This window comes from Mesorhizobium sp. P2_E9 (genome assembly GCF_056403815.1).
The window spans coordinates 247989-270531 of sequence record NZ_JBFUET010000006.1; the positions used below are offsets into that span (position 1 = coordinate 247989).

The following is a 22543-nucleotide window of genomic DNA, read 5'->3' on the forward strand; positions in this document are numbered from 1 at the left end:
GGCGAGGAAAAAATGACAGAAGAAAACAAGAAGAAACCGAATCCCATCGACATCCACGTTGGCAGTCGCGTCCGGCTTCGCCGCAATATGCTCGGAATGAGCCAGGAAAAGCTGGGCGAGAATCTCGGCATCACATTTCAACAGATCCAGAAATATGAAAAGGGCACCAACCGCGTCGGCGCCAGCCGGCTGCAGGCGATAGCCTCCATACTCGGCGTGCCCGTCGCCTTCTTCTTCGAGGATGCGCCTGGCCAGGAAGCGGTGGCCGGCCGTGGCTTTTCGGAGGACGCATCGATGGCTTTCGCCGTTGAGTTCTGCGGCAGTCCCGAAGGCCTTCAGCTCAACAGGGCCTTCGTCAAGATCGCCGACGTCAAGGTGCGTCGCAGGATCATCGACCTGGTGAAGTCGCTCGCCGCGGACGATCTCGACTGACCCTCAACGCGCCTCGAACCGGCGGCATTCGTCGCCGGTGGCACAAGATATCGACATCGACAGTCGTGCCAGAATGGCGGCAACGCTTGACGAGCGGCGCTTTGCCCCGCTAACACGTGGCGCGCCAAAATCGGCAGCCTGCCGATCGTTTTTCAAGAGGGGACACCCGTGACGCGGCAGAACTACTTCTTTACCTCGGAATCCGTTGCCGAGGGCCATCCCGACAAAGTCTGTGACCGGATCTCCGACGAGATTGTCGATCTGGTCTACCGCGAAGCCAAGAAGACCGGCATGGACCCATGGAAAGTCCGTGTCGCCTGCGAGACCTTGGCGACCACCAACCGTGTCGTCATCGCCGGCGAAGTGCGCGTCCCCGAGACGCTGCTGAAGAAGGACAAGGCCGGCAATATCCTCAAGGATGCGGCCGGACATTCGATCATCAACCCAGCCAAGTTCAAGTCGGTCGCCCGCAAGGCGATTCGCGAGATCGGCTATGAACAGGCCGGTTTCCACTGGAAGACCGCCAAGATCGAAGTCCTGCTGCATGGCCAGTCGCCCGACATCGGCCAGGGTGTCGACAACGCCGCCGACCGTCAGGGCGAAGAAGGTGCCGGCGACCAGGGTATCATGTTCGGCTATGCCTGCCGCGAGACGCCGGACCTGATGCCGGCGCCGATCTATTACAGCCACAAGATCCTCGAACTGCTGGCCGCCGCCCGTCACGAAAACAACGGCGAGGCTGGCAAGCTCGGCCCGGACGCCAAGAGCCAGGTCACCGTCCGCTACATTGACGGCAAGGCCGCCGAGGCAACGCAGATCGTGCTGTCGACCCAGCATCTCGACGCGACCTGGGATTCGAACAAGGTCCGCAAGGTCGTGGAGCCCTATATCCGCGAGGCATTGGGCGACCTCAAGATTGCCGACGATTGCATGTGGTACATCAACCCGACCGGCAAGTTCGTCATCGGCGGTCCGGACGGCGATGCCGGCCTCACCGGCCGCAAGATCATCGTCGACACCTATGGTGGCGCGGCGCCGCATGGCGGCGGCGCTTTCTCTGGCAAGGACACCACCAAGGTCGACCGTTCGGCGGCCTATGCGGCGCGCTATCTGGCCAAGAACGTCGTGGCGGCGAAACTCGCCGACCGCTGCACCATTCAGCTTTCCTACGCCATCGGCGTCGCTCAGCCTCTGTCGGTCTATGTCGACCTGCACGGCACCGGCAAGGTCGACGAGGCAAAGCTCGAGGACGCGCTGCGCACCGTGATGGACTTGTCGCCGTCAGGCATCCGCCGCCATCTCGACCTCAACAAGCCGATCTACGCCAAGACGTCGTCTTACGGCCATTTCGGCCGCAAGGCAGGCCGTGACGGATCTTTCTCCTGGGAAAAGACCGATCTCGCCAAGGCGCTCAAGGATGCTGTCGCGGCCTGAGCGCCACGACAGACCTGCGACCAGATGAGCCCGCAAGACAGGCCGAGCCGTACGACCGAAGCTTTTTTCGGTCGCCGGCGCGGCAAGCCCGTTCGCCCGCAGCAGGCAGCGGCCCTGGAAAGCGGGCTCGGCGCCTACCGGCTCGATCTGACGGCAGAAGCGCCGTCGGATCTGCGCACGCTGTTTGAAACTGATGTTTCGACTGTCCGGCTCGAGATCGGCTTTGGCGGCGGCGAGCATCTTCTGCACCGGGCGATCGAGGCGCCGGCGATCGGCTTCATCGGCGTCGAGCCCTTCGTCAACGGCATGGCCAAGATGATGATGGCGGTGCGGGCAAGGCCACTGGCCAATCTCAGGGTCCATGACGACGACGCCACCCGGCTGCTCGATTGGCTGCCGCCGGCCTCGCTTGACGGCATTGACCTTCTCTACCCCGATCCCTGGCCGAAAAAGAAGCACTGGAAGCGGCGTTTCGTCAGCCCGGTCAATCTCGACCGTTTCGCGCGCGTCCTGAAGCCGGGTTCAAAATTCCGCTTTGCGTCCGATATCGACACGTACGTGAACTGGACCTTGCTGCATTGCCAGGCGCATGGCGCCTTCGCATGGCAGGCCGCGGAAGCGGCGGACTGGCACCGTCCCTACGATGGCTGGCCCGGCACACGCTACGAGGCGAAGGCCATTCGCGAGGGCCGGCGGCCCGCCTATCTAACCTTTGTCAGGAAATAAGCACCTCACGCCGCCTATCTGCAGATCTTCAGAAACGGCCGATCCTGTTGAAAATAGCCGGATCCATGCCGAGCGTGCGCAAATCGTCGGCGCGCGGCTTACGGCCGGCTTCCACGGCGCGCGACGCTGCGACCGCGCTGCCGAATGTGGTGAAGAGATCGCCCAAGGCGGAAAATAGTCTGCGGTTGCTCATGATCTTGTCCTTTCGCACGCCACTGCGTGCCCGTGCAATTCGTGTCGTGGCTAACAAATAAGAGCGCCCCGCCGGCTCTCACAGGGGGATTGCCGCATGGCGGCCATGCACCTGGAGCAATGCTGATGCTGTCAGGGCTTTTGCCGGCGCGGCACGGCGGGCTTGAAACAACGGCCGTGTTCGTTTATATCAGCCTCAAATTCTTGGTCGGTATGACGAAGAGTGGGTCCACCCGGTCCCGCTCTTTTTTATTACCTGCCGATAGGTTCGAAACGAACGACAGGTACTTGATGACTGCAACGGCAAGCGAAGGTGACGACCGCATCATCCGCGAAAGCGGCATCGATGCGCGCATTGCGCTGATCGTCCAACCGGTGCTGCGCGGCATCGGCTTTCGCCTTGTGCGCGTGCATCTGTCCGGGCAGAACGGGCTGACGCTGCAGATCATGGCCGAACGCGAGGACGGCACCATGACCGTCGAGGATTGCGAAGAGGTCAGCCGCGCGGTGTCGCCGGCGCTCGACGTCGATGATCCGATCGAGAAGGCCTATCATCTCGAAGTCTCTTCGCCCGGCATCGACCGGCCACTGGTGCGCAAATCAGATTTCGTCACCTGGACCGGTCACCTGGTGAAGATGGAAACATCGGTCATCGTCGCCGATCGCAAGCGCTTCAAGGGTAAGATCGCCGAGGCCGGTGAAAACGACGTGCTGATCGAGCGCGACAAGGCGGCCTATGGCGAGGAGCCGACGGTGCGCGTTCCCTATGACGCGATCGCCGATGTGCGGCTGATCCTTACCGACGACCTCATCCGTGAGGCGTTGTCTAAGGACAACCGGGAACGCAAGGAAGCCAAGAAACGCCGCGGCGAGCCTGATGATGCACCCGAGGGTGCTGAAGGCGGCGCGGAAGACGAAATCGAACAGGAACTATGATTGAGCGTCCGGGCGTAACAGCTCGGTAACAAGCTCGGGAGAAATAAGATGGTTGTTAGCGCCAACAGACTTGAACTGCTGCAGATTGCCGACGCGGTCGCGCGTGAAAAGTCGATCGACAAGTCGATCGTCATCGCCGCCATGGCCGATGCGATCCAGAAGGCGGCGCGCTCGCGTTATGGCCAGGAGACCAACATCCGCGCCGACATCAACCCGAACACCGGCGAGATGAAGCTGCAGCGGCTGATGGAAGTGGTCGAAAAGGTCGACGATTACGCCACGCAGATCGCCATTTCCTCGGCCCGCGAGCGCAATCCCGACGCCCAGCTCGGCGACTTCATCGCCGAACAGCTGCCGCCGATGGATTTCGGCCGCATTGCCGCCCAGTCGGCCAAGCAGGTCATTGTGCAGAAGGTGCGCGAGGCCGAGCGTGACCGCCAGTACGACGAATACAAGGACCGCATCGGCGAGATCGTCAACGGCACGGTCAAGCGCGTCGAATACGGCAACGTCATCGTCGATCTCGGCCGTGGCGAGGCCATCATCCGCCGCGACGAGCTGATTCCGCGCGAGAACTACAAGTATGGCGACCGCGTCCGCGCCTATGTCTACGACGTGCGCCGCGAGCAGCGCGGCCCGCAGATATTCCTGTCGCGCACCCATCCGCAGTTCATGGCCAAGCTCTTCACCATGGAAGTGCCGGAGATCTATGACGGCATCATCGAGATCAAGTCGGTGGCCCGCGACCCGGGCTCGCGCGCCAAGATCGCCGTCATCTCGCGTGATAGTTCGATCGATCCGGTCGGCGCCTGCGTCGGTATGCGCGGCAGCCGCGTCCAGGCCGTCGTCGGCGAATTGCAAGGCGAAAAGATCGACATCATTCCGTGGTCGCCTTCGGCGGCTTCCTTCATCGTCAATGCGCTGCAGCCGGCGGAAGTCGCCAAGGTCGTGCTCGACGAGGACGCCGAGCGCATCGAAGTCGTGGTTCCCGACGATCAGCTGTCGCTGGCCATCGGCCGCCGCGGCCAGAACGTGCGTCTCGCCTCGCAGCTCACCGGCTGGGACATCGACATCCTGACCGAGGCCGAGGAATCCGAGCGTCGCCAGAAAGAATTCGTCGAGCGCTCGGCGCTGTTCATGGAAGCCCTTGATGTCGACGAGATGGTCGGCCAGGTGCTGGCCTCCGAAGGCTTCACCAGCGTCGAGGAAGTCGCCTATGTCGACGCTGGCGAAATCGCCTCGATCGACGGCTTCGATGAAGACACGGCTTCGGAAATCCAGACCCGCGCCCGCGAGTATCTGGAGAAGATCGAGGCCGAGCATGACGACAAGCGCAAGGCACTGGGCGTGACGGACGAATTGCGCGAGATCCCCGGCATCACCACCGCCATGATGGTCACGCTCGGCGAGGACGGCGTGAAGACCATCGAGGATTTCGCCGGCTATGCCGCCGACGACCTGACCGGCTGGAAGGAACGCAAGGACGGCGAGACCAAGGTATTCCCAGGCGTGCTCGCCAATCACGGCGTGTCGCGCGCCGATGCCGAGCAGATGGTTCTCAATGCCCGCCTCAAGGCCGGCTGGATCACCGAAGACGAGCTTGCAGCCGAAGAAGTCACGGCTGACGAAGCCGTTGGTGCGTGAGGTGAAACCGCATCGCACAGAACCCGCCCCTGGACGAGATGAACGATCGCACCTGCATCGTCACCCGCAAGCAGGCCGAACCGGATGAGCTGATCCGGTTCGTCGTCGGCCCGGATTCGGCCGTCGTTCCTGATCTCAAGAGAAATCTGCCCGGCCGTGGTTGCTGGGTGAGCGCCGACCGCCTACATATCGACAAGGCGGCGGCCAAGAACCTTTTTGCCCGCGCCTTCAAGGCACAGGTGGTCGTGCCGCCCGATCTTGGCGGCATGGTCGATGGGCTGCTTTCCAGATCCGCTCTGGGCATGCTGGGGCTCGCCCGCAAGGCAGGCGCAATTTCTCTTGGTGCCACCAAGGTCGAGAGTGCGGTGCGCGGCGGGCTGGCGCTTTTCGTGCTCCACGCAACCGAAGCGTCCGACGACGGCGTGCGCAAGATCAGCCAGGCGCGACGGGCGACCGTCCATCTCGGCGGCCCTTCCATCCTTGCCTACAAACTTTTCTCCGAAGCCGAGTTGAGCTTGGCATTGGGGGGCACAAATGTGATACATGCTGCCGTCCTCGCGGGAGACGCGGGTAAGGCGGTGCAGAAGCGCATGGTTGCGCTCGACCGATATCGGGGCGGTACCCCGGACGATCTGGCAATGCTTGCGGCCGTTGCTGACGAAGATGAGCCCGCAGAGGATATGGAATGAGCGATACGAAATCGGGCGACGACAATACGCTGAGTGTGACGCCGAAGAAGACCTTGACGCTGAAGCGCCCCGGCATGGAGCAGGGCACTGTGCGTCAGAACTTCTCGCACGGCCGCACCAAGCAGGTCGTCGTCGAAACCAAGAAGCGCAAATTTTCGATGCCCGGCGACAAGCCGGAGCCGGTCGCCGCTCCCGTCTTCACACCGAAGCCGGCGGTTGTGGCCGCGCCTGTCGTACAGGAAGCGCCAAAGGCGCCACCTCCTCCTCCGCCGCGGCCAGCACCAGCTCCCGTCGAACGCGGCGGTATGGTGCTGAACGAGCTGTCGCGCAGCGAAATGGAAGCGCGCCGCAGGGCGCTTGAGGGCTCGAAGGTCCGCGAGGTCGAAGACCGCCAGCGCGCTGCCGAAGATGCCAAGCGCCGCGCCGATGACGAAGAGCGCCGCAAGCGCGAACGCGAAGAATCCGCGCGCCGGCAGGCCGAGGAAGAGGCACGGTTGCAGACCGAGGCCGAATCCCGCCGCCGCGCCGAGGAAGAGGCGCGCCGCCGCGCGCCGCAAGCCGCTGAATTGGCAACCGCCGATGACGAGGAAGAGGTCAAGCCGAAGCGGGCGGTAGCCGGTGCGCCAGTGCGCCGCCTGGTCACACCCGAAGTGGCGCGTCCGGCCAAGCCGACCAAGAGCGAGGAAGACCGCCGCCGTGGCAAGCTGACGCTGAATTCCGCGCTATCCGACGAGGATGCGCGGGCCCGTTCGCTGTCGTCGATGCGTCGTCGCCAGGAAAAATTCAAACGCGCGATGCACAATGAGCCGCGCGAGAAAGTCATGCGCGAAGTGATCCTGCCGGAGACCATCACCATTCAGGAACTGGCGCAGCGCATGTCCGAACGTGCGGTCGATCTGGTGAAGTACTTCATGAAGCAGGGCCAGATCCTGAAGCCGGGCGACGTCATCGACGCCGACACCGCCGAACTGGTCGCCACCGAATTCGGCCATACGGTCCGCCGCGTTGCCGAGTCCGACATCGAGGAAGGCCTGTTCAACATCGCCGACAATACCGAGGACCTGGTGTCGCGTCCGCCGGTCGTGACCATCATGGGCCATGTCGATCACGGCAAGACCTCGCTGCTCGACGCGATCCGCAATGCCAACGTCGTCTCCGGTGAAGCCGGCGGCATCACCCAGCATATCGGTGCCTATCAGGTCGAGAAGAATGGTCACAAGATCACCTTCATCGACACGCCCGGCCACGCCGCCTTCACGGCGATGCGCGCCCGTGGCGCCCAGGCCACCGACATCGCCATTCTGGTGGTGGCGGCCGATGACAGCGTCATGCCGCAGACGATCGAATCGATCAGCCATGCCAAGGCGGCCGGCGTTCCGATCATCGTGGCGATCAACAAGATCGACAAGCATGATGCCGATCCGCAGAAGGTGCGCTCCGAACTGCTGCGTCATGAGGTCTTCGTCGAATCCATGGGCGGCGAGGTGCTGGACGTCGAAGTGTCGGCGACCAAGGGCACCAATCTCGACAAGCTGCTCGAGGCGATCCTGCTGCAGGCCGAAATCCTCGACCTGAAGGCCAATCCGGACCGTACCGCAGAGGGCGTCGTCATCGAGGCGCAACTCGACAAGGGCCGTGGCCCCGTTGCCACCGTGCTGGTGCAGACCGGCACCTTGATGCCCGGCGACATCCTCGTTGCCGGCAACGAATGGGGCCGGGTGCGCGCGCTGGTCAACGATCGCGGCGAACAGATCAAGGAAGCGCCGCCGGCGATGCCGGTCGAGGTGCTCGGCCTTCAGGGCACGCCGCAGGCCGGTGACCGCTTCGCCGTGGTCAACAACGAGGCCCGCGCTCGCGAGATCACCGAATATCGCCAGCGTCTGGCGCGTGAGAAGGCAGTGGCCAAGCATGCCGGCCAGCGCGGCTCGCTCGAACAGATGATGTCGCAGCTGCAGACGAGCGGACTGAAGGAATTCCCGCTGGTCATCAAGGGCGACGTGCAGGGTTCGATCGAAGCCATCAACGCCGCGTTGGACAAGCTCGGCACCGACGAGGTGCGTGCGCGCATCGTCCATGCCGGCGCCGGCGCCATCACCGAAAGCGATGTGTCCCTGGCGGAAACGTCTGGTGCGGCGATCATCGGCTTCAACGTCCGTGCCAATGTGCAGGCACGTGCCGCGGCCGCGGCCGCGGGCATCGAAATCCGCTATTACTCGATCATCTACAACCTCGTGGATGATGTGAAGGCGGCTCTGTCGGGCCTGCTGTCGCCGGAGCGTCGCGAGACCTTCATCGGCAATGCCGAGATCCTCGAGATCTTCGACATCACCAAGGTCGGCAAGATCGCCGGCTGCCGTGTCACCGAAGGCAAGGTCGAACGTGGCGCGGGCGTACGCCTGATCCGCGATAACGTCGTCATCCACGAAGGCACGCTGAAGACGCTGAAGCGCTTCAAGGACGAGGTTTCGGAAGTCCCCGGCGGCCAGGAGTGCGGCATGGCCTTCCAGAACTACGAGGACATGCGCGTCGGCGACGTCATCGAGTGCTTCCGCGTCGAGATGGTGACCCGGACGCTCTGAGTTCGAGTAACTTGTCTGTCTCGGGCGGTGGTCGAAAGACCGCCGCCCATCACATTTGAGACATGCGGCACGGTCCCATCCCGCGCCCCACGCTTTCAGGATTGAGAAAAATGCCCCGTCCAACCACATCCAGCCCATCCCAGCGTATGCTGCGCGTCGCCGAACAGGTGCGCCATGCGCTCTCCGAAACCTTGCAGCGCGGCGAGATCATCGATCCGCTGATCGAGAACACCGTGGTTTCGGTCTCGGAAGTGCGCATGTCGCCCGATCTGAGGGTCGCCACCGCTTTCGTCTCGCCGCTTGGTGCCAAGGACGCCGATGCGGTGATCGACGCGCTGAACAAGCACGCGAAATTCGTCCGCGGCCGTGTCTCCGGTGCACTGCGGCAGATGAAGTTCATGCCGGAGTTCCGCTTCAAGCTCGACACATCCTTCGACAATTTCGCCAGGATCAACGATCTCCTGAAGTCGCCCGAAGTGGCGCGTGATCTGGGTGCCGAAGGCCAGAACAACGACGACAAGGCCCAAGACGACAAGGCCAAAGACATCAAGGACGACGAATAATGGGGCGTCGCGGCAAGAAAAAGGGCCGGCCGATCTCGGGCTGGGTGGTGCTGGACAAGCCGGTCGGCATGGGCTCGACCGAGGCCGTCTCCAAGATCAAATGGCTGTTCCAGGCGGAAAAGGCCGGCCATGCCGGTACGCTCGATCCGCTGGCGTCCGGCATGCTGCCGATCGCGCTCGGCGAAGCGACCAAGACCGTGCCTTACGTGCAGGACGGCGCCAAGATCTATCGCTTCACCGTTGCCTGGGGCCAGGAGCGCTCCACCGACGATCTTGAAGGGCCGGTGACGAAGAGTTCCGACCTGCGTCCGGCGGAAGCCGAGGTCAAGGCGCTGCTGCCGAAATACACCGGCGTCATCATGCAGACGCCGCCGCAATTCTCGGCCATCAAGATCGCGGGCGAACGCGCCTATGACCTCGCCCGCGAAGGCGAGACGGTCGACATTCCCGCGCGCGAGATCGAGATCGGGCGTCTGGACATCATCGAGCACCACGCTGACCACACTATTTTCGAGGTCGAATGCGGCAAGGGCACCTATGTGCGCTCGCTGGCCCGCGACATGGGCCGCGACCTCGGCTGCTTCGGCCATATTTCCAACCTGCGCCGGGTCGAGGTCGAGCCGTTCACGCCGGAGGATTTCGTCACCATCGCGGAACTCGAGGCGGCTCGCTTCGGCGTGCAAGGTGAGGACAAGCCGGAGCCTGCCGACGATGCCGATGCAATTGAAGTGCCGGTAGACTTCGGCGCGATCGACGCGCTTCTCGTCGATACCTCAGCGGCTCTCGACTGCCTGCCGCAGATCGCCATCAGCGATGATGCGGCGACAAAGATCCGGCTTGGCAATCCGGTCATTATCCGTGGTCGCGACGCGCCCGTGGAGGCCGAGGAAGCCTGCGCGACGGCACGCGGCAAGCTGGTTGCCATTGGTGCCATCGAACAAGGCATGTTCAAGCCGAAGCGGGTCTTTGCCGGCTGACAGCTCTCGGCTAACTTCACGTCGACTCTACGCTTGAGGGACACATGGCAAAGGCCGAGGCGGTGAAGAAGCGGGCGCCGGTGAAAACGCGGCGGCCGCCGGTCGGCGCTTCGCCGGGTACGCTGATCGCCGATCCGGCGGCGCGGCGCAGCGAGCTCAGGCTGACGCTGATCTCGCCGGAGAAATTCAAGACCATCGACAATGCCAGCATTGATGATCTCAACGCCCATTGTGACAGGTGGCCGGTCGTCTGGCTGGATTGCACGGGCCTCGCCAACATCCAGCTGATCGAGGAGATCGGACGGATCTTCAGCCTGCATCCGCTGGCGCTGGAAGATGTCGTCAACACCGGCCAGCGGCCGAAGGTCGATTTCTTCGAGGACCACGCCTTCGTCGTCATGCGTATGATCGACGACGTCAAGGTGCATCGCTATGAGCAGATCGCGGTGTTCTTCGGCAAGAACTTCGTCGTCACCTTCCAGGAGCGCGAAGGCGATCCCTTCGATCCCGTGCGCAAGCGCATTGCCGCCTCCCTTCCCAACCGGTTGCGTTCGCGCGGTGCCGATTATCTTGCGTACGCGCTGATCGATGCCATCGTCGACAGCTATTTCCCGCCGATCGAGACGGCGAGCGATGAGGTCGACAGCATCGAGGACGAGATGCTGAACACGACGCACAAGCATCAGATGCGGCAGCTGCATGAATTGCGGCGCGACGCCAATGTGTTGAAAGGCGTGCTGTGGCCGATGCGCGATACGCTGGCGACGCTGATCCGCAACGACGTGCCCTATGTGAAGGCGGAAACCAAAATCTTCTTCAACGACACGCTCGACCATGCCCTGCGGCTGATCGAACTGGTCGAGAACCAGCGCGACATGCTGACCGGCCTGATCGAAATGCATCTTTCGCTGAGCCAGGCGCGCACCAACGACGTTATCTCCTACCTGACCATCGTCTCGGTGATCTTCATGCCGCTCACCTTCCTGGTTGGCATATGGGGCATGAATTTCGACCCCGAGAGTTCGCCGTGGAATATGCCGGAACTGAAGGCCTATTATGGCTATCCGGCTTCGCTGCTGTTCATGCTGGCCGTTGCTGTCGGGCTGATCGTCTTCTTCAAACGGAAGAAGTGGCTTTAAAAGCGGAAAACTTGCCGTTCTGGCGTGAAAAGCCGGCTTCGTGAATTGGGCTGGTGTTTTCTGGGGAATTGCACTATATGCGCCGCAGCATAGCGCCACGACGCTTTGCCTGCACCGGCCCCTGCTGGACGACATCCCGGCTGAGGGCGACCCGTTTCCTCAAACAGATAAGGAAAAACACGATGTCGATTACTGCCGAGCGCAAACAGGAATTGATGGGTGAATTCGCAACCGCCAAGGGCGATACCGGGTCTCCGGAAGTCCAGGTGGCCATCCTTTCCGAGCGCATCAAGAACCTGACCGATCATTTCAAGGACCACAAGAAGGATAACCATTCCCGCCGTGGTCTGCTCGCTCTCGTGTCCCAGCGCCGCAGCCTGCTTGATTATCTCAAGCGCAAGGACGACGCGCGCTATCAGACACTGATCGAGAAGCTCGGTCTGCGCCGTTGACGAATTGACCGGCGGGCTCCCACAGGGAGTCCGCCGGTCGCGCATTCGAGCCCCGGACCAATCCGATCTCGAATGCAGGACTGGAGCGCCGCGCACCCATCCGGATGCCGGACGGACGCTCAAACAGGTGAATTTGCGCATGACGCGTTCCGTAAGCCGTGGGTTTCGGGGTCATGTGCAGGCCAGTCGATCGATTGGCCATATCCGGCTTAGAGCGTGCAGAGGGCCACTCTAAGCCACCCATGGACGGTCATGGGGCAGGATTGCAGGACGCTCGTATGGCCATAGTGCCGATGAAACCCGAGCCTCCCGTTGTCTTGCCCGTGGCTGCCCGAGAAAGGAAGCCAGAGGAAAGGGCACCCGCGCACGCTGAAACGGCGCGGCCCTTCCTCATATAAAGGACAAGACATGTTCAATCAGCACAAAGTGGAAATCGAATGGGGCGGTCGCCCGCTCATCCTCGAAACCGGCAAGATCGCGCGTCAGGCTGACGGCGCGGTGCTCGCCACCTACGGCGAGACCAAGGTTCTGGCCACCGTCGTTTCGATGAAGGAGCCCAAGCCCGGCCTCGATTTCTTTCCGCTGACCGTCAACTACCAGGAAAAGACCTACGCCGCCGGCAAGATCCCGGGCGGCTATTTCAAGCGCGAAGGCCGTCCGAGCGAAAAGGAAACGCTGGTTTCGCGTCTCATCGACCGCCCGATCCGTCCGCTCTTCGCCGCTGGCTACAAGAACGACACCCAGATCGTCGTCACCGTCGTCCAGCACGATCTTGAGAACGATCCGGACATCCTGTCGATCGTTGCCACCTCGGCCGCTTTGACCCTGTCGGGCGTTCCCTTCATGGGCCCGATCGGCGGCGCGCGCGTCGGCTACATCAACGGCGAATACGTGCTCAACCCGCATGTCGACGAGATGCAGGAATCCAAGCTCGACCTCGTCGTCGCCGGCACCGCCGACGCCGTGCTGATGGTCGAGTCCGAAGCCAAGGAACTTGGCGAAGAGCTGATGCTCGGCGCCGTCATGTTCGGCCACAGGGGCTTCCAGCCGGTGATCGACGCCATCATCAAGCTGGCTGAAGTTGCCGCCAAGGAGCCTCGCGACTTCACTGCGCCTGACTATTCCGCGCTTGAAGCCGAGATGCTGAAGATCGTCGGCGACGAACTCAGCGCTGCCTACAAGAACGTCGACAAGCAGAAGCGCTACGCCGCCGTCGACGCCGTCAAGGCGAAGGTCAAGGCCGCGTTCGCTCCGGCCGAAGGCGAAGACGCCAAGTACACCTCCGAACAGATTGGCTCCGTGTTCAAGGAACTGCAGGCCAAGGTCGTGCGCTGGAACATCCTCGACACCGGCTCGCGCATCGATGGTCGCGACCTGAGCACGGTCCGCAAGATCGTCTCCGAAGTCGGCGTTCTGCCGCGCACCCATGGTTCGGCGCTGTTCACCCGCGGCGAGACCCAGGCGCTGGTCGTTGCCACGCTAGGCACCGGCGAAGACGAGCAGTATGTCGATTCGCTGACCGGCATGTACAAGGAGAAGTTCCTCCTTCACTACAACTTCCCTCCCTACTCAGTCGGTGAGACCGGCCGCATGGGTTCGCCGGGCCGCCGCGAAATCGGCCACGGCAAGCTCGCCTGGCGCGCTATCCGTCCGATGCTGCCGAGCGCCGACCAGTTCCCCTACACGCTGCGCGTCGTCTCGGAGATCACCGAGTCCAACGGTTCGTCGTCGATGGCTACCGTCTGCGGCACCTCGCTGGCGCTGATGGATGCCGGCGTGCCGCTGGCGAAGCCCGTTGCCGGTATCGCCATGGGCCTGATCAAGGAAGGCGAGCGCTTCGCCGTGCTCTCCGACATCCTTGGCGACGAGGATCACCTCGGCGATATGGACTTCAAGGTCGCCGGCACCGAAGGTGGCATCACCTCGCTGCAGATGGACATCAAGATCGATGGCATCACCGAGGAGATCATGAAGATCGCGCTTGGCCAGGCCAAGGACGGTCGTCTCCATATCCTCGGTGAAATGGCGCATGCTCTGACCGGCGCCCGCCCTGAACTCGGTGAGTTCGCACCGCGCATCGAGGTCATGCACATCCCGACCGACAAGATCCGCGACGTCATCGGTTCGGGCGGCAAGGTCATCCGCGAGATCGTCGAGAAGACCGGCGCCAAGATCAACATCGAGGACGACGGCACGGTCAAGATCGCTTCCTCGAACGCCAAGGAGATCGAGGCGGCCAAGAAGTGGATCCACACCATCGTCGCCGAGCCGGAAGTCGGCGAAATCTACGAGGGCACGGTCGTCAAGACCGCCGACTTCGGCGCCTTCGTCAACTTCTTCGGTCCTCGCGACGGCCTCGTCCACATCTCGCAGCTTGCCAACGACCGGGTCGCCAAGACCTCTGATGTCGTCAAGGAAGGCGACAAGGTCTGGGTCAAGCTGATGGGCTTCGACGAGCGCGGCAAGGTCCGCCTGTCGATGAAGGTCGTCGATCAGGCCACCGGCAAGGAACTCGCTCGCGACAAGAAGACCGAAGGCGAAGAAAACGCCGCCTGAGCGGTCTGACAGGAAATCGGAGCGGGCGCGGCTTAGGTCGCGCCCGTTTTCGTTTGGAAGGTAGAGAGAATGTCCGCTGAGGCGCTGAAGACGCTTTTCCATCCGTTCGAGGCCGAGGCTCTTGCCTTGCCGCGAAAGGGCGAGCGCATCCTTTTCCTCGGCGCCGAGCCAGGCTTTCGCCTGCCGGAAGGCTTCGAGGCCGAGCTCCACCTCGTACAAGGCTTCCGACCGTATTTTCGCGCGCTGCAGGCTTCTGGTTCCGCCGTCACGCCGCAGGTGGAAGGCGGCAGCTTTGATTTGGTGCTTGTGTTTGCTGGCCGTCATCGTGGCCAGAACGAGCTGCGTATCGCCGAGGCCCTCGAGGGTGTGGCGCCAGGCGGACTGGTTGTCATTGCGGGTGGCAAGGATGACGGCATTGCCAGTCTGCGCAAGCGCGTCGACGAACTTGTGTCGCTCGACGGCCATATGCCGAAATATCACGGCATCGCCTTCTGGCTGCGGCGCCCGGTGGACATGCATGCTGCCGCGGCACTTCGCGCCGCCAATCCCGGGCAACTGGTCGATGGCCGGTTCCACACCGCACCCGGCATGTTCTCCTTCGATCGCGTCGATGCAGGGTCGAAACTGCTGGTCGACAACCTGCCCGGTGACCTGCGCGGCAGTGCGGCCGATTTCTGCGCCGGCTGGGGCTATGTGGCGGCCGAGATGGCCGCCCGTTCGTCAGGCCTGTCGGCGCTCGATCTTTACGAGGCCGATTTCGATGCGTTGGAGGCGGCCAAGGGCAATCTCGCCAACACAGTGGCGCAAGGCTTCTTCTGGACGGATCTGCTCGCCGAGCCGGTCGAGCGCCGCTACGACGTCATCGCCATGAACCCGCCCTTCCACCGCAGCCGTGCGGCGGAGCCGGAGATCGGCGCCGGCATGATCCGCGCGGCAGCCAAGGCGTTGAAGCCCGGTGGCAGGCTGTTTATGGTCGCCAACCGCCAGCTTCCCTACGAGCCCGTGCTGTCGGCCGCCTTTGCCGGCCATGCGGAACTCGCCCGCGACGGTATGTTCAAGGTGTTTTCTGCGCGGCGCTGAAACGATGCGTATCGCGTTCAGTGCAGATTGGCGACGCGCCGGACTTCGTCGGTGGCATATCCGTCGCCAGCGCTGAACTTGAGCGGTGCCGGACGGCCGAACAGGTAGCCCTGCACCACCTCGCAGCCGGCGGCGCGCAGCAAAGTCGCCTGGTTCTCGGTCTCGACGCCTTCGGCAATGATGCTGACGCCAAGTGCACGCGAAAGCCCGACAATGGTCGAAACGACGGCGCCGGAGCTGGAATCGGTATCGATGCGGCTGACGAAGGAGCGGTCGATCTTCAGCTTGCCGAACGAAAAATCGATCAGGTAGCTCAGATTGGAATAGCCGGTGCCGAAATCGTCGACGGCAACGGAGATGCCCATGTCGGCAAGCTCTTTCAGGATAGCGGCCGCGCGGTCGCGGTCCTGCATCATCGCCGTCTCGGTGACTTCCAGCTCCAGCCGCGATGGCTTGATGCCGGTGACCCGCATTGTGTCACGCACGATGCCGACGAAATCCTTGGTCATGAACTGAACCGGCGAGATGTTGACGGCGACGAAACAGTCTTCCGGCAAATGGCTGGCATCGCTGCAGGCCTTGCGCAGCACCCATTCGCCGATCGGGTTGATCATCCCGGTTTCCTCGGCGATCTGGATGAACTCCATGGGCGGGATCATGCCGCGTTCGGGATGGTTCCAGCGGATCAGCGCCTCGTAGCCGATGATACGGCCGGTCGGCAGGTCGAGCTGCGGCTGATAGTGCAGGTCGAAGTCTCCGCGTTCGAAAGCGGTGTGCAGTTCGGATTCGACCCATTGGCGATAATCGGCGACACGCCCCATCTCGCTGTCGAACACCGACCAGTTGCCGACGCCGCTGGCGCGCGCATTCTGCAGCGCCAGGTTGGAGCGGCGCAGGAGAAGGACTGGATCGACGCCGTCCTTGGGCATGGCCACGATACCCACCGACAGACCCACCGATTGCTGATGGCTGCTGAGTTCATAGGGCTCCATCATCTCGTCGATGAGCCTTTCGACCATGCTTTCCAGCGTTCCCTGGATCTGATGATCCGGGAGCAGCACGGCAAACTCGCCGGCGCCTATGCGCCCGATCAGGGCGCGTGCGGGCACACAGCCCTGCAGCCGTTTGGTGAAGGCGCGGATCAGCTCATCGCCCTGGCTGTAGCCGATCGCGTCGTTGATGTGCTTGAAACGGTCGATGTCGATGTCGATCAGGAACATCGGTTCCCCGGTTCGGCTTGTCGCGCACGCCGCCTCGGCGATCTTGCCGACCATTGCCGGGCGCGCCAGCAGTCCGGTCAGCTTGTCGAAATGGGTTTCGTTGAAGACGAAATCCGCCGATTCATCGACGCCGGCGAAGAAGGACATTGCCGCCACCGACGCCGCCAGCGCGCAAAGCGCAGCCATGATGGCGACCATCATGTCCGCTGATATGCCGGCAAAACCATTACCGAGACCAAGCTTCAAACCCCAGATACCGAGGATGAAACTGCCAATGCCCGAGCTCGCTATCGTGAGCAGTCGGAACACCGGTGTTCGCTTCGGGTTGCTGACGGCAGACATTCAAAGGTCCCCAGATTGCCGGTCTCTATAGCGGGAATCCCCTTAAAATGAGTTTCTGCGAATGCATCCAATTTTACTGGAGAAGATTATTTTTTTACTGGAAATGGGCTATTTTTGCGAAACGGTTGCCCAAAGCGTGTCGCCTTGAGCCGTTTCAGGGCTGGTTAGCCATCCGTCTGCTTCAACTCATCGAGCGTCGGCATCGACACGATGTGATAGCCGGAATCGACATAGTGGATTTCGCCGGTCACGCCGGAGGCGAGGTCGGACAGCAAATAGAGCGCCGAGCCGCCGACCTCGTCGATGGTGACGGTACGGCGCAGCGGCGAGTTGCGCTGCTGGTAGGAGAACATGTGGCGGGCGTCCGAAATGCCGGCGCCGGCCAGCGTGCGCACCGGGCCTGCCGAGATGCCGTTCACCCGGATGCCGCGCGGTCCGTAGTCGTTGGCAAGGTAGCGAACGCTGGCCTCGAGGCCGGCCTTGGCGACGCCCATGACATTGTAGTTCGGCATGACGCGGACCGAACCGGCATAGGTCAGCGTGATCATCGAGCCGCCCTGCGTCATCAGTGCCGCTGCATTGCGGGCCACTTCGGTGAAGGAGTAGCAGGAGATGACCATGGTGCGGACGAAATTGTCCCGGCTGGTGTCGGCGTAAAGGCCCTTCAGCTCATTCTTGTCGGAAAAGCCGATGGCATGGACGACGAAGTCCAGTCCGCCCCAGGCCTGCCCAAGCGTCTCGAACGTGGCGGCGATCGAAGCGCTGTCCTCGACATCGCAGGGCACGACCAGCGAGGCGCCCAGTCTGTCGGCGAGCGGCTTGACCCGGCGGCCGAAAGCCTCGCCCTGGTAGGTGAAGGCGAGCTCCGCCCCATGTTCGGACAATTTCTGGGCGATGCCCCAGGCGATCGAATGATCGTTGGCGACACCCATGACAAGCCCGCGCTTGCCCTTCATCAGTCCGTCCATGGCTGGCAAATCCTTTTAGAAAAAACGCTGGCCTATGCGGAGTAGCGCTGGAAAACGAGCGTTGCGTTGGTGCCACCGAAACCGAAGGAATTTGACAGGACGGTGTCGATCTTGGCGTTGTCGATGCGCTGGCGCACGATCGGCATGCCCTCGAATTCGGGGTCGAGGGTCTCGATATGGGCGCTTTCGCCGATGAAGCCGCCTTGCATCATCAGGATCGAATAGATCGACTCCTGCACGCCGGCCGCGCCCAACGAATGGCCGGTCAGCGATTTCGTCGAGGTGATGAACGGCATCTTCTCGCCGAACACCTCGCGGATGGCGCCCATTTCCTTGGAATCCCCCACTGGCGTCGAGGTGCCATGGGTGTTGATGTAATCGATCGGCGTGGAGACCGTCGCCAGCGCCTGGCGCATGCAGCGGACCGCGCCTTCGCCGGAGGGCGCAACCATGTCGTAGCCGTCCGAGGTCGCTCCGTAGCCGACGATCTCGGCGTAAATCTTGGCGCCGCGCGCCTTGGCGTGTTCAAGTTCTTCCAGGATGAGCACACCCGCGCCGCCAGCAATGACGAAGCCGTCGCGATTGGCGTCATAGGCGCGGGAAGCGGCGGAAGCCCTGTCGTTGAACTTGGACGACATGGCGCCCATGGCGTCGAACAGGTCCGACATCGTCCAGTCGAGATCCTCGTGGCCGCCGGCAAACATTACATCCTGCTTGCCCCACTGGATGAGCTCATAGGCGTTGCCGATGCAATGCGCCGAGGTCGAGCAGGCCGACGAGATCGAATAGTTGACGCCGTGGATCTTGAACCATGTGGCCAGCGTTGCCGACGCGGTCGACGACATCGCCTTCGGCACGGCAAAGGGGCCGATACGCTTGGGGCTGCCGTTCTTCAGCGTCGTTTCGGCCGCCTCGACGATGGTGCGGGTGGAAGGGCCACCCGAGCCCATGACGATGCCGGTGCGCTCATTGGTGATGTCGCTTTCGCCGAGGCCCGCATCGGCGATCGCCTGATCCATGGCGACATGGTTCCAGGCAGCACCTTGGCTCAGGAAGCGCATCGCGCGGCGATCGATCATGGCGGACGGGTCGAGTGTCGGAGCGCCCCAGACCTGGCAACGGAAGCCGTGCTCGGCGAAGGAATCGGAAAAGCTGATGCCGGATCTGGCGTCATGCAGCGAGGTCTGCACCTCGTTGGCATTGTTGCCGATCGACGACACGATGCCGAGGCCTGTGACTACGACACGTCTCATTCGCAACTCCTTCCAGGGATGCTGGCCAGTGGGTCGGCCAGAACTGCGGTCAAGCGACCGCCGACTGCTTGGACAGACCGACCTTCAGGTCCGTCGCCGCATATATGGGCTCGCCATCCGCCTTCATCCAGCCATCGGCGATGCCCAGAACCAGCCGGCCGCGCATCACGCGCTTGAAATCCACGCCATACTCGACCTTCTTGACCGATGGTGTGACCATGCCCTTGAACTTGACCTCACCGGTCGACAACGCCATTCCCTTGCCGGGTTCGCCGAGCCAGCCGAGGTAGAATCCGGTCAACTGCCACAAGGCGTCCAGACCGAGGCATCCTGGCATGATCGGATTGCCGATGAAATGGCAGGCAAAGAACCACAGGTCCGGCTTGATGTCGAACTCCGCGCGGATGAAGCCCTTGTCGAAGGCGCCGCCGGTCTCGCTGATCTGGGTGATGCGGTCGAACATCAGCATGGGCGGGTAGGGCAGCTGGGCATTGCCCTCTCCGAACAGCTCGCCGCGGGCGCAGGCCAGCAATTCTTCGTAGTCGTAGCTGGATTTACCCGCCATCAATCTCGTCCCCATATCGTCCGGGCGGTAGCGCGCCCTTGTCGTTGGTGTCCTAACACAATCTGTTTCAGGCCGGAAACCGGCGTTTGCGCTTAACCCGCCAGTCTGCCCGGGTCAATGCGCGCTATTGATCGCATTCGGACGACAGAATATATGTCAACAGGGGTCCCGTTTCGGCAGACGTTCATTTTTTTGCCATTCAGGGCGTGTCTTGAAGCGGGACTGTGAGCTTGGAAGACCAGATGGACCGGGGCTGCCGGAAGGAAAATGTCGCTGTGGACAAGCGGGTACGTGAAGCCGGCCTGAGGCCGACGCGGCAGCGCATCGCGCTGGCCGACCTGCTTTTTGCCAAAGGCGATCGCCATCTCTCGGCCGAGGAATTGCACGAGGAGGCGCTTGCCGCCGGCGTGCCGGTGTCGCTGGCCACCGTCTACAACGCGCTCCACCAGTTCACCCAGGCGGGGCTGCTGCGCATCCTCGCCGTCGAGGGTGCCAAGACTTATTTCGACACCAACATCTCCGACCACCACCATTTCTACATCGAAGGCGAAAATCGGATTTTCGACATCGCCAATGGCCCTGTGACGGTCACCAACCTGCCGGAGCCGCCCGAGGGCATGGAAATCGCCAATGTCGACATCGTGGTGAGGCTGAGGCCGAAGCGCCAGGAACGACCGGCGGAGTCAGAATAATCGGCCAGAAATGAAACCCCTCGACCTGATAATCAGGCTCGAATGGGCTGCTGTGGCGGTCGCCGCTGTTGTCTTCTACACTTGGTCAGGCGTTTCCTGGTGGCTCTTCGCAGTGCTTATCCTGGCGCCGGATCTGTCGATGTTTGGCTACCTCGGCGGGCCGCGCATCGGTGCCATCGCCTACAACGCCCTGCACGTCCTGATACTACCGGTGCTGCTGCTGCTCGTCGGGTACCTGTCCGGCCATGCGGCGGCAATCGCGGTCGCGCTGATCTGGATCGCCCACATCGCCATCGACCGTGCGTTGGGCTACGGCCTGAAGCTGTCAACCGGTTTTCAGGACACCCACCTTGGCCGAATCGGGCGCAAAGCGAACGACCTCAGTCCTTGACCCGCTCGCCGGGATAGGCCCCCCACACCGCCGACTGGGCGAGCCAGCCGGTATGGCCGTCGAGCGTCATTTCGCACCACTGGCCGTCGCAGGCTTTGATCGTGCCCATGACGCCCGGTTCGACGATCGCCACCACACTGGCATCCTTGTCGGGGCTTCTGAGCATATTGATCTGGGCGCCCTTGCCGCGCTGCCATGGCGCGATGATCGCGGTGCGCCGGCCCGACAGCAGCGACTGGTTGATCCAGCCTTCGGAACCGTCGGCATCGCGCACGCGGCGCCACGTGTCGAATTCCTGGATGATTTCCATTGGTAGGCCGGCCTTCATATACATCCAGTCGACCGAATAGTTGGCGCCCGGGCCGACCCGCGAGTTGACGCGGCCGGATTTCAGGCTGACGAATCGCGGCAGCGGCAGGCCGCTCGGCCCGAGCGTGACGGCGCTCTGGGCGGGTGCGGCCGCGCTCTGCGCTGCGGCCAGCGGGGAATAGAGGAGAGCACCGAGAAATGCTGCGCTGAGGGTCAGGCGAAGCGACGCGAAACCAGACACTTTCGTTCCTTTCGGCGCTTGCCTCTCGGCCTCGGCGCCCCTTTTTCTTTGTCTTCGGCGGCACCGCTTGTTACATGGGTAAATCGGCTACCGCGACCGGCTTTCAGTTTCGCCGGTCTTGGTTAAAGAGGTCTCAACGAGGGAAACAATGGTAGGCAAAAAGAAGCCTCTCGTGGTCATCACGCGAAAGCTGCCCGACCCGGTCGAGACCCGCATGCGCGAGCTGTTCGACGCTAGGCTGAATGTCGAGGACAGGCCGATGACGCAGCCGGAGCTGGTTGCCGCAGTCAAGGAAGCCGACGTGCTGGTGCCGACAGTGACCGACCAGATCGATGCGGCGCTGATCGCCCAGGCCGGCGACAACCTCAAGCTGATCGCCAATTTCGGCAATGGCGTCGACAAGATCGACGTGGCGGCGGCGGCCAAGAGGGGCATTACGGTCACCAACACGCCCAATGTGCTCACCGAAGACACCGCCGACATGACCATGGCGCTGATGCTGGCCGTACCGCGCCGCCTGGCCGAAGGCGCCAATGTGCTCACCGGCGACAAGAAATGGGCCGGCTGGTCGCCGACCTGGATGCTAGGCCGGCGCATCTGGGGCAAGCGGCTGGGCATTGTCGGCATGGGCCGCATCGGCACCGCCGTTGCCAGGCGGGCCAAGGCCTTCGGCCTTTCCATCCACTACCACAACCGCCATCGCGTGCTGCCGGCGGTCGAGGACGGGCTGGAAGCGACCTATTGGGAGAGCCTCGACCAGATGCTGGCCCGCATGGACATCATCTCGGTCAATTGCCCGTCGACGCCCGCGACCTTCCATCTCCTGTCGGCGCGGCGGCTGGCGCTGCTGCAGCCCACGGCCTATGTCGTCAACACCGCGCGTGGCGACATCATCGACGAGGAAGCGCTGGTCAAGCTGATCCAGGACGGCAAGATCGCCGGTGCTGGCCTCGATGTCTACGAGCATGAGCCGGCGCTCAATGCCAAGCTGCTCAAGCTCGCCGCCAGGCACAAGGTCGTGCTCTTGCCGCATATGGGCTCGGCAACGCTCGAGGGCCGCATCGACATGGGCGAGAAGGTCATCATCAACATCCGGGCATTCGTTGACGGTCACCGCCCACCGGATCGTGTGCTGCCGCTCAGAACCTGACGATCCTGCTCAA

General features: G+C 62.8%; 22 protein-coding genes. 16 read left to right on the forward strand and 6 right to left on the reverse strand.

The annotated features are described in order from the left end of the window. The first annotated feature begins 12 nt into the window (after positions 1-12). The 3 genes from AC1D05_RS13115 to trmB all read left to right on the forward strand — a co-directional run bounded on the left by AC1D05_RS13115 (position 13) and on the right by trmB (position 2592). A complete protein-coding gene (locus AC1D05_RS13115) occupies positions 13-432 on the forward strand; it encodes a helix-turn-helix domain-containing protein (RefSeq protein WP_027032979.1) in 420 nt (139 codons plus the stop codon). Positions 433-600: 168 nt separating this feature from the next. Further along, positions 601-1866 (forward strand): methionine adenosyltransferase, encoded by a 1266-nt coding sequence (gene metK / locus AC1D05_RS13120; RefSeq protein ID WP_477223028.1) that lies wholly within the window; start codon positions 601-603, stop codon positions 1864-1866. A gap of 24 nt (positions 1867-1890) precedes the next feature. Beyond that, positions 1891-2592, forward strand: coding sequence for a tRNA (guanine(46)-N(7))-methyltransferase TrmB (gene trmB, locus AC1D05_RS13125; RefSeq protein WP_477441122.1), 702 nt, complete (start codon positions 1891-1893; stop codon positions 2590-2592). Between the two features lie 28 nt (positions 2593-2620). Here trmB and AC1D05_RS13130 read toward each other — a convergent pair whose 3' ends face one another. After that, on the reverse strand, positions 2621-2785 hold the full coding sequence (locus tag AC1D05_RS13130; protein ID WP_477441123.1) for a hypothetical protein: 165 nt from the start codon (positions 2783-2785) through the stop codon (positions 2621-2623). Positions 2786-3075: 290 nt separating this feature from the next. On the opposite strand from AC1D05_RS13130, the gene rimP reads away from it, so the two are divergent. From rimP to AC1D05_RS13180, 10 genes are all read left to right on the forward strand, one after another. Then, positions 3076-3720: a ribosome maturation factor RimP gene (gene rimP / locus AC1D05_RS13135; RefSeq protein WP_477441124.1), complete on the forward strand. Its 645-nt coding sequence runs from the start codon at positions 3076-3078 to the stop codon at positions 3718-3720. A 48-nt stretch (positions 3721-3768) separates the two neighbouring features. Continuing rightward, positions 3769-5364 carry a transcription termination factor NusA gene (nusA, locus tag AC1D05_RS13140; RefSeq protein ID WP_477441125.1) on the forward strand — a complete coding sequence of 532 codons (1596 nt, stop codon included), beginning with the start codon at positions 3769-3771 and terminating at the stop codon, positions 5362-5364. Positions 5365-5402: 38 nt separating this feature from the next. Continuing rightward, complete coding sequence (locus AC1D05_RS13145; RefSeq protein ID WP_027043540.1) at positions 5403-6053, forward strand: RNA-binding protein; 651 nt, start codon at positions 5403-5405, stop codon at positions 6051-6053. Further along, positions 6050-8632 carry a translation initiation factor IF-2 gene (gene infB / locus AC1D05_RS13150; protein WP_477441126.1) on the forward strand — a complete coding sequence of 861 codons (2583 nt, stop codon included), beginning with the start codon at positions 6050-6052 and terminating at the stop codon, positions 8630-8632. The genes AC1D05_RS13145 and infB overlap by 4 nt, the downstream gene beginning before the upstream one ends. A gap of 110 nt (positions 8633-8742) precedes the next feature. Continuing rightward, positions 8743-9195 carry a 30S ribosome-binding factor RbfA gene (rbfA, locus tag AC1D05_RS13155; protein WP_477441127.1) on the forward strand — a complete coding sequence of 151 codons (453 nt, stop codon included), beginning with the start codon at positions 8743-8745 and terminating at the stop codon, positions 9193-9195. Next, a complete protein-coding gene (truB, locus tag AC1D05_RS13160; protein ID WP_477441128.1) occupies positions 9195-10172 on the forward strand; it encodes a tRNA pseudouridine(55) synthase TruB in 978 nt (325 codons plus the stop codon). Before rbfA ends, truB begins: the two co-directional genes overlap by 1 nt. A 44-nt stretch (positions 10173-10216) precedes the next feature. Next, positions 10217-11311 carry a magnesium/cobalt transporter CorA gene (corA, locus tag AC1D05_RS13165; RefSeq protein WP_477441129.1) on the forward strand — a complete coding sequence of 365 codons (1095 nt, stop codon included), beginning with the start codon at positions 10217-10219 and terminating at the stop codon, positions 11309-11311. 77 nt (positions 11312-11388) lie between these two features. Next, the gene (gene rpsO, locus AC1D05_RS13170; RefSeq protein ID WP_272481095.1) at positions 11389-11763 is read left to right on the forward strand and encodes a 30S ribosomal protein S15; all 375 of its coding nucleotides are present in this window, start codon (positions 11389-11391) and stop codon (positions 11761-11763) included. A 408-nt stretch (positions 11764-12171) separates the two neighbouring features. Further along, entirely contained in the window at positions 12172-14319 is a 2148-nt protein-coding gene (pnp, locus tag AC1D05_RS13175) for a polyribonucleotide nucleotidyltransferase (RefSeq protein WP_172219814.1), read from the forward strand. A 69-nt stretch (positions 14320-14388) separates the two neighbouring features. Continuing rightward, positions 14389-15399, forward strand: coding sequence for a class I SAM-dependent methyltransferase (locus tag AC1D05_RS13180; RefSeq protein ID WP_477441130.1), 1011 nt, complete (start codon positions 14389-14391; stop codon positions 15397-15399). A gap of 17 nt (positions 15400-15416) precedes the next feature. Here the strand turns inward: AC1D05_RS13180 and AC1D05_RS13185 are convergent, their stop codons facing one another. From AC1D05_RS13185 to fabA, 4 genes are all read right to left on the reverse strand, one after another. After that, positions 15417-16961 carry a putative bifunctional diguanylate cyclase/phosphodiesterase gene (locus AC1D05_RS13185; RefSeq protein ID WP_477441131.1) on the reverse strand — a complete coding sequence of 515 codons (1545 nt, stop codon included), beginning with the start codon at positions 16959-16961 and terminating at the stop codon, positions 15417-15419. Between the two features lie 164 nt (positions 16962-17125). Continuing rightward, positions 17126-17929: an enoyl-ACP reductase FabI gene (fabI, locus tag AC1D05_RS13190; RefSeq protein ID WP_477441132.1), complete on the reverse strand. Its 804-nt coding sequence runs from the start codon at positions 17927-17929 to the stop codon at positions 17126-17128. Between the two features lie 32 nt (positions 17930-17961). Next, entirely contained in the window at positions 17962-19182 is a 1221-nt protein-coding gene (gene fabB, locus AC1D05_RS13195) for a beta-ketoacyl-ACP synthase I (protein ID WP_477441133.1), read from the reverse strand. Between the two features lie 49 nt (positions 19183-19231). Beyond that, a complete protein-coding gene (fabA, locus tag AC1D05_RS13200) occupies positions 19232-19747 on the reverse strand; it encodes a 3-hydroxyacyl-[acyl-carrier-protein] dehydratase FabA (RefSeq protein ID WP_477441134.1) in 516 nt (171 codons plus the stop codon). 242 nt (positions 19748-19989) lie between these two features. Between fabA and irrA the strand changes: the two genes are divergently transcribed. Then, positions 19990-20439 (forward strand): iron response transcriptional regulator IrrA, encoded by a 450-nt coding sequence (gene irrA / locus AC1D05_RS13205; RefSeq protein ID WP_477441135.1) that lies wholly within the window; start codon positions 19990-19992, stop codon positions 20437-20439. 10 nt (positions 20440-20449) lie between these two features. After that, a complete protein-coding gene (locus AC1D05_RS13210) occupies positions 20450-20830 on the forward strand; it encodes a DUF4260 domain-containing protein (protein ID WP_477441136.1) in 381 nt (126 codons plus the stop codon). Here the strand turns inward: AC1D05_RS13210 and AC1D05_RS13215 are convergent. Beyond that, positions 20820-21380 (reverse strand): SH3 domain-containing protein, encoded by a 561-nt coding sequence (locus AC1D05_RS13215; protein WP_477441137.1) that lies wholly within the window; start codon positions 21378-21380, stop codon positions 20820-20822. The genes AC1D05_RS13210 and AC1D05_RS13215 overlap by 11 nt on opposite strands. 148 nt (positions 21381-21528) lie before the next feature. Between AC1D05_RS13215 and AC1D05_RS13220 the strand changes: the two genes are divergently transcribed. Next, positions 21529-22530, forward strand: a complete 1002-nt coding sequence (locus AC1D05_RS13220; protein WP_019863085.1) for a 2-hydroxyacid dehydrogenase — start codon at positions 21529-21531, stop codon at positions 22528-22530. Positions 22531-22543: the final 13 nt, after the last annotated feature.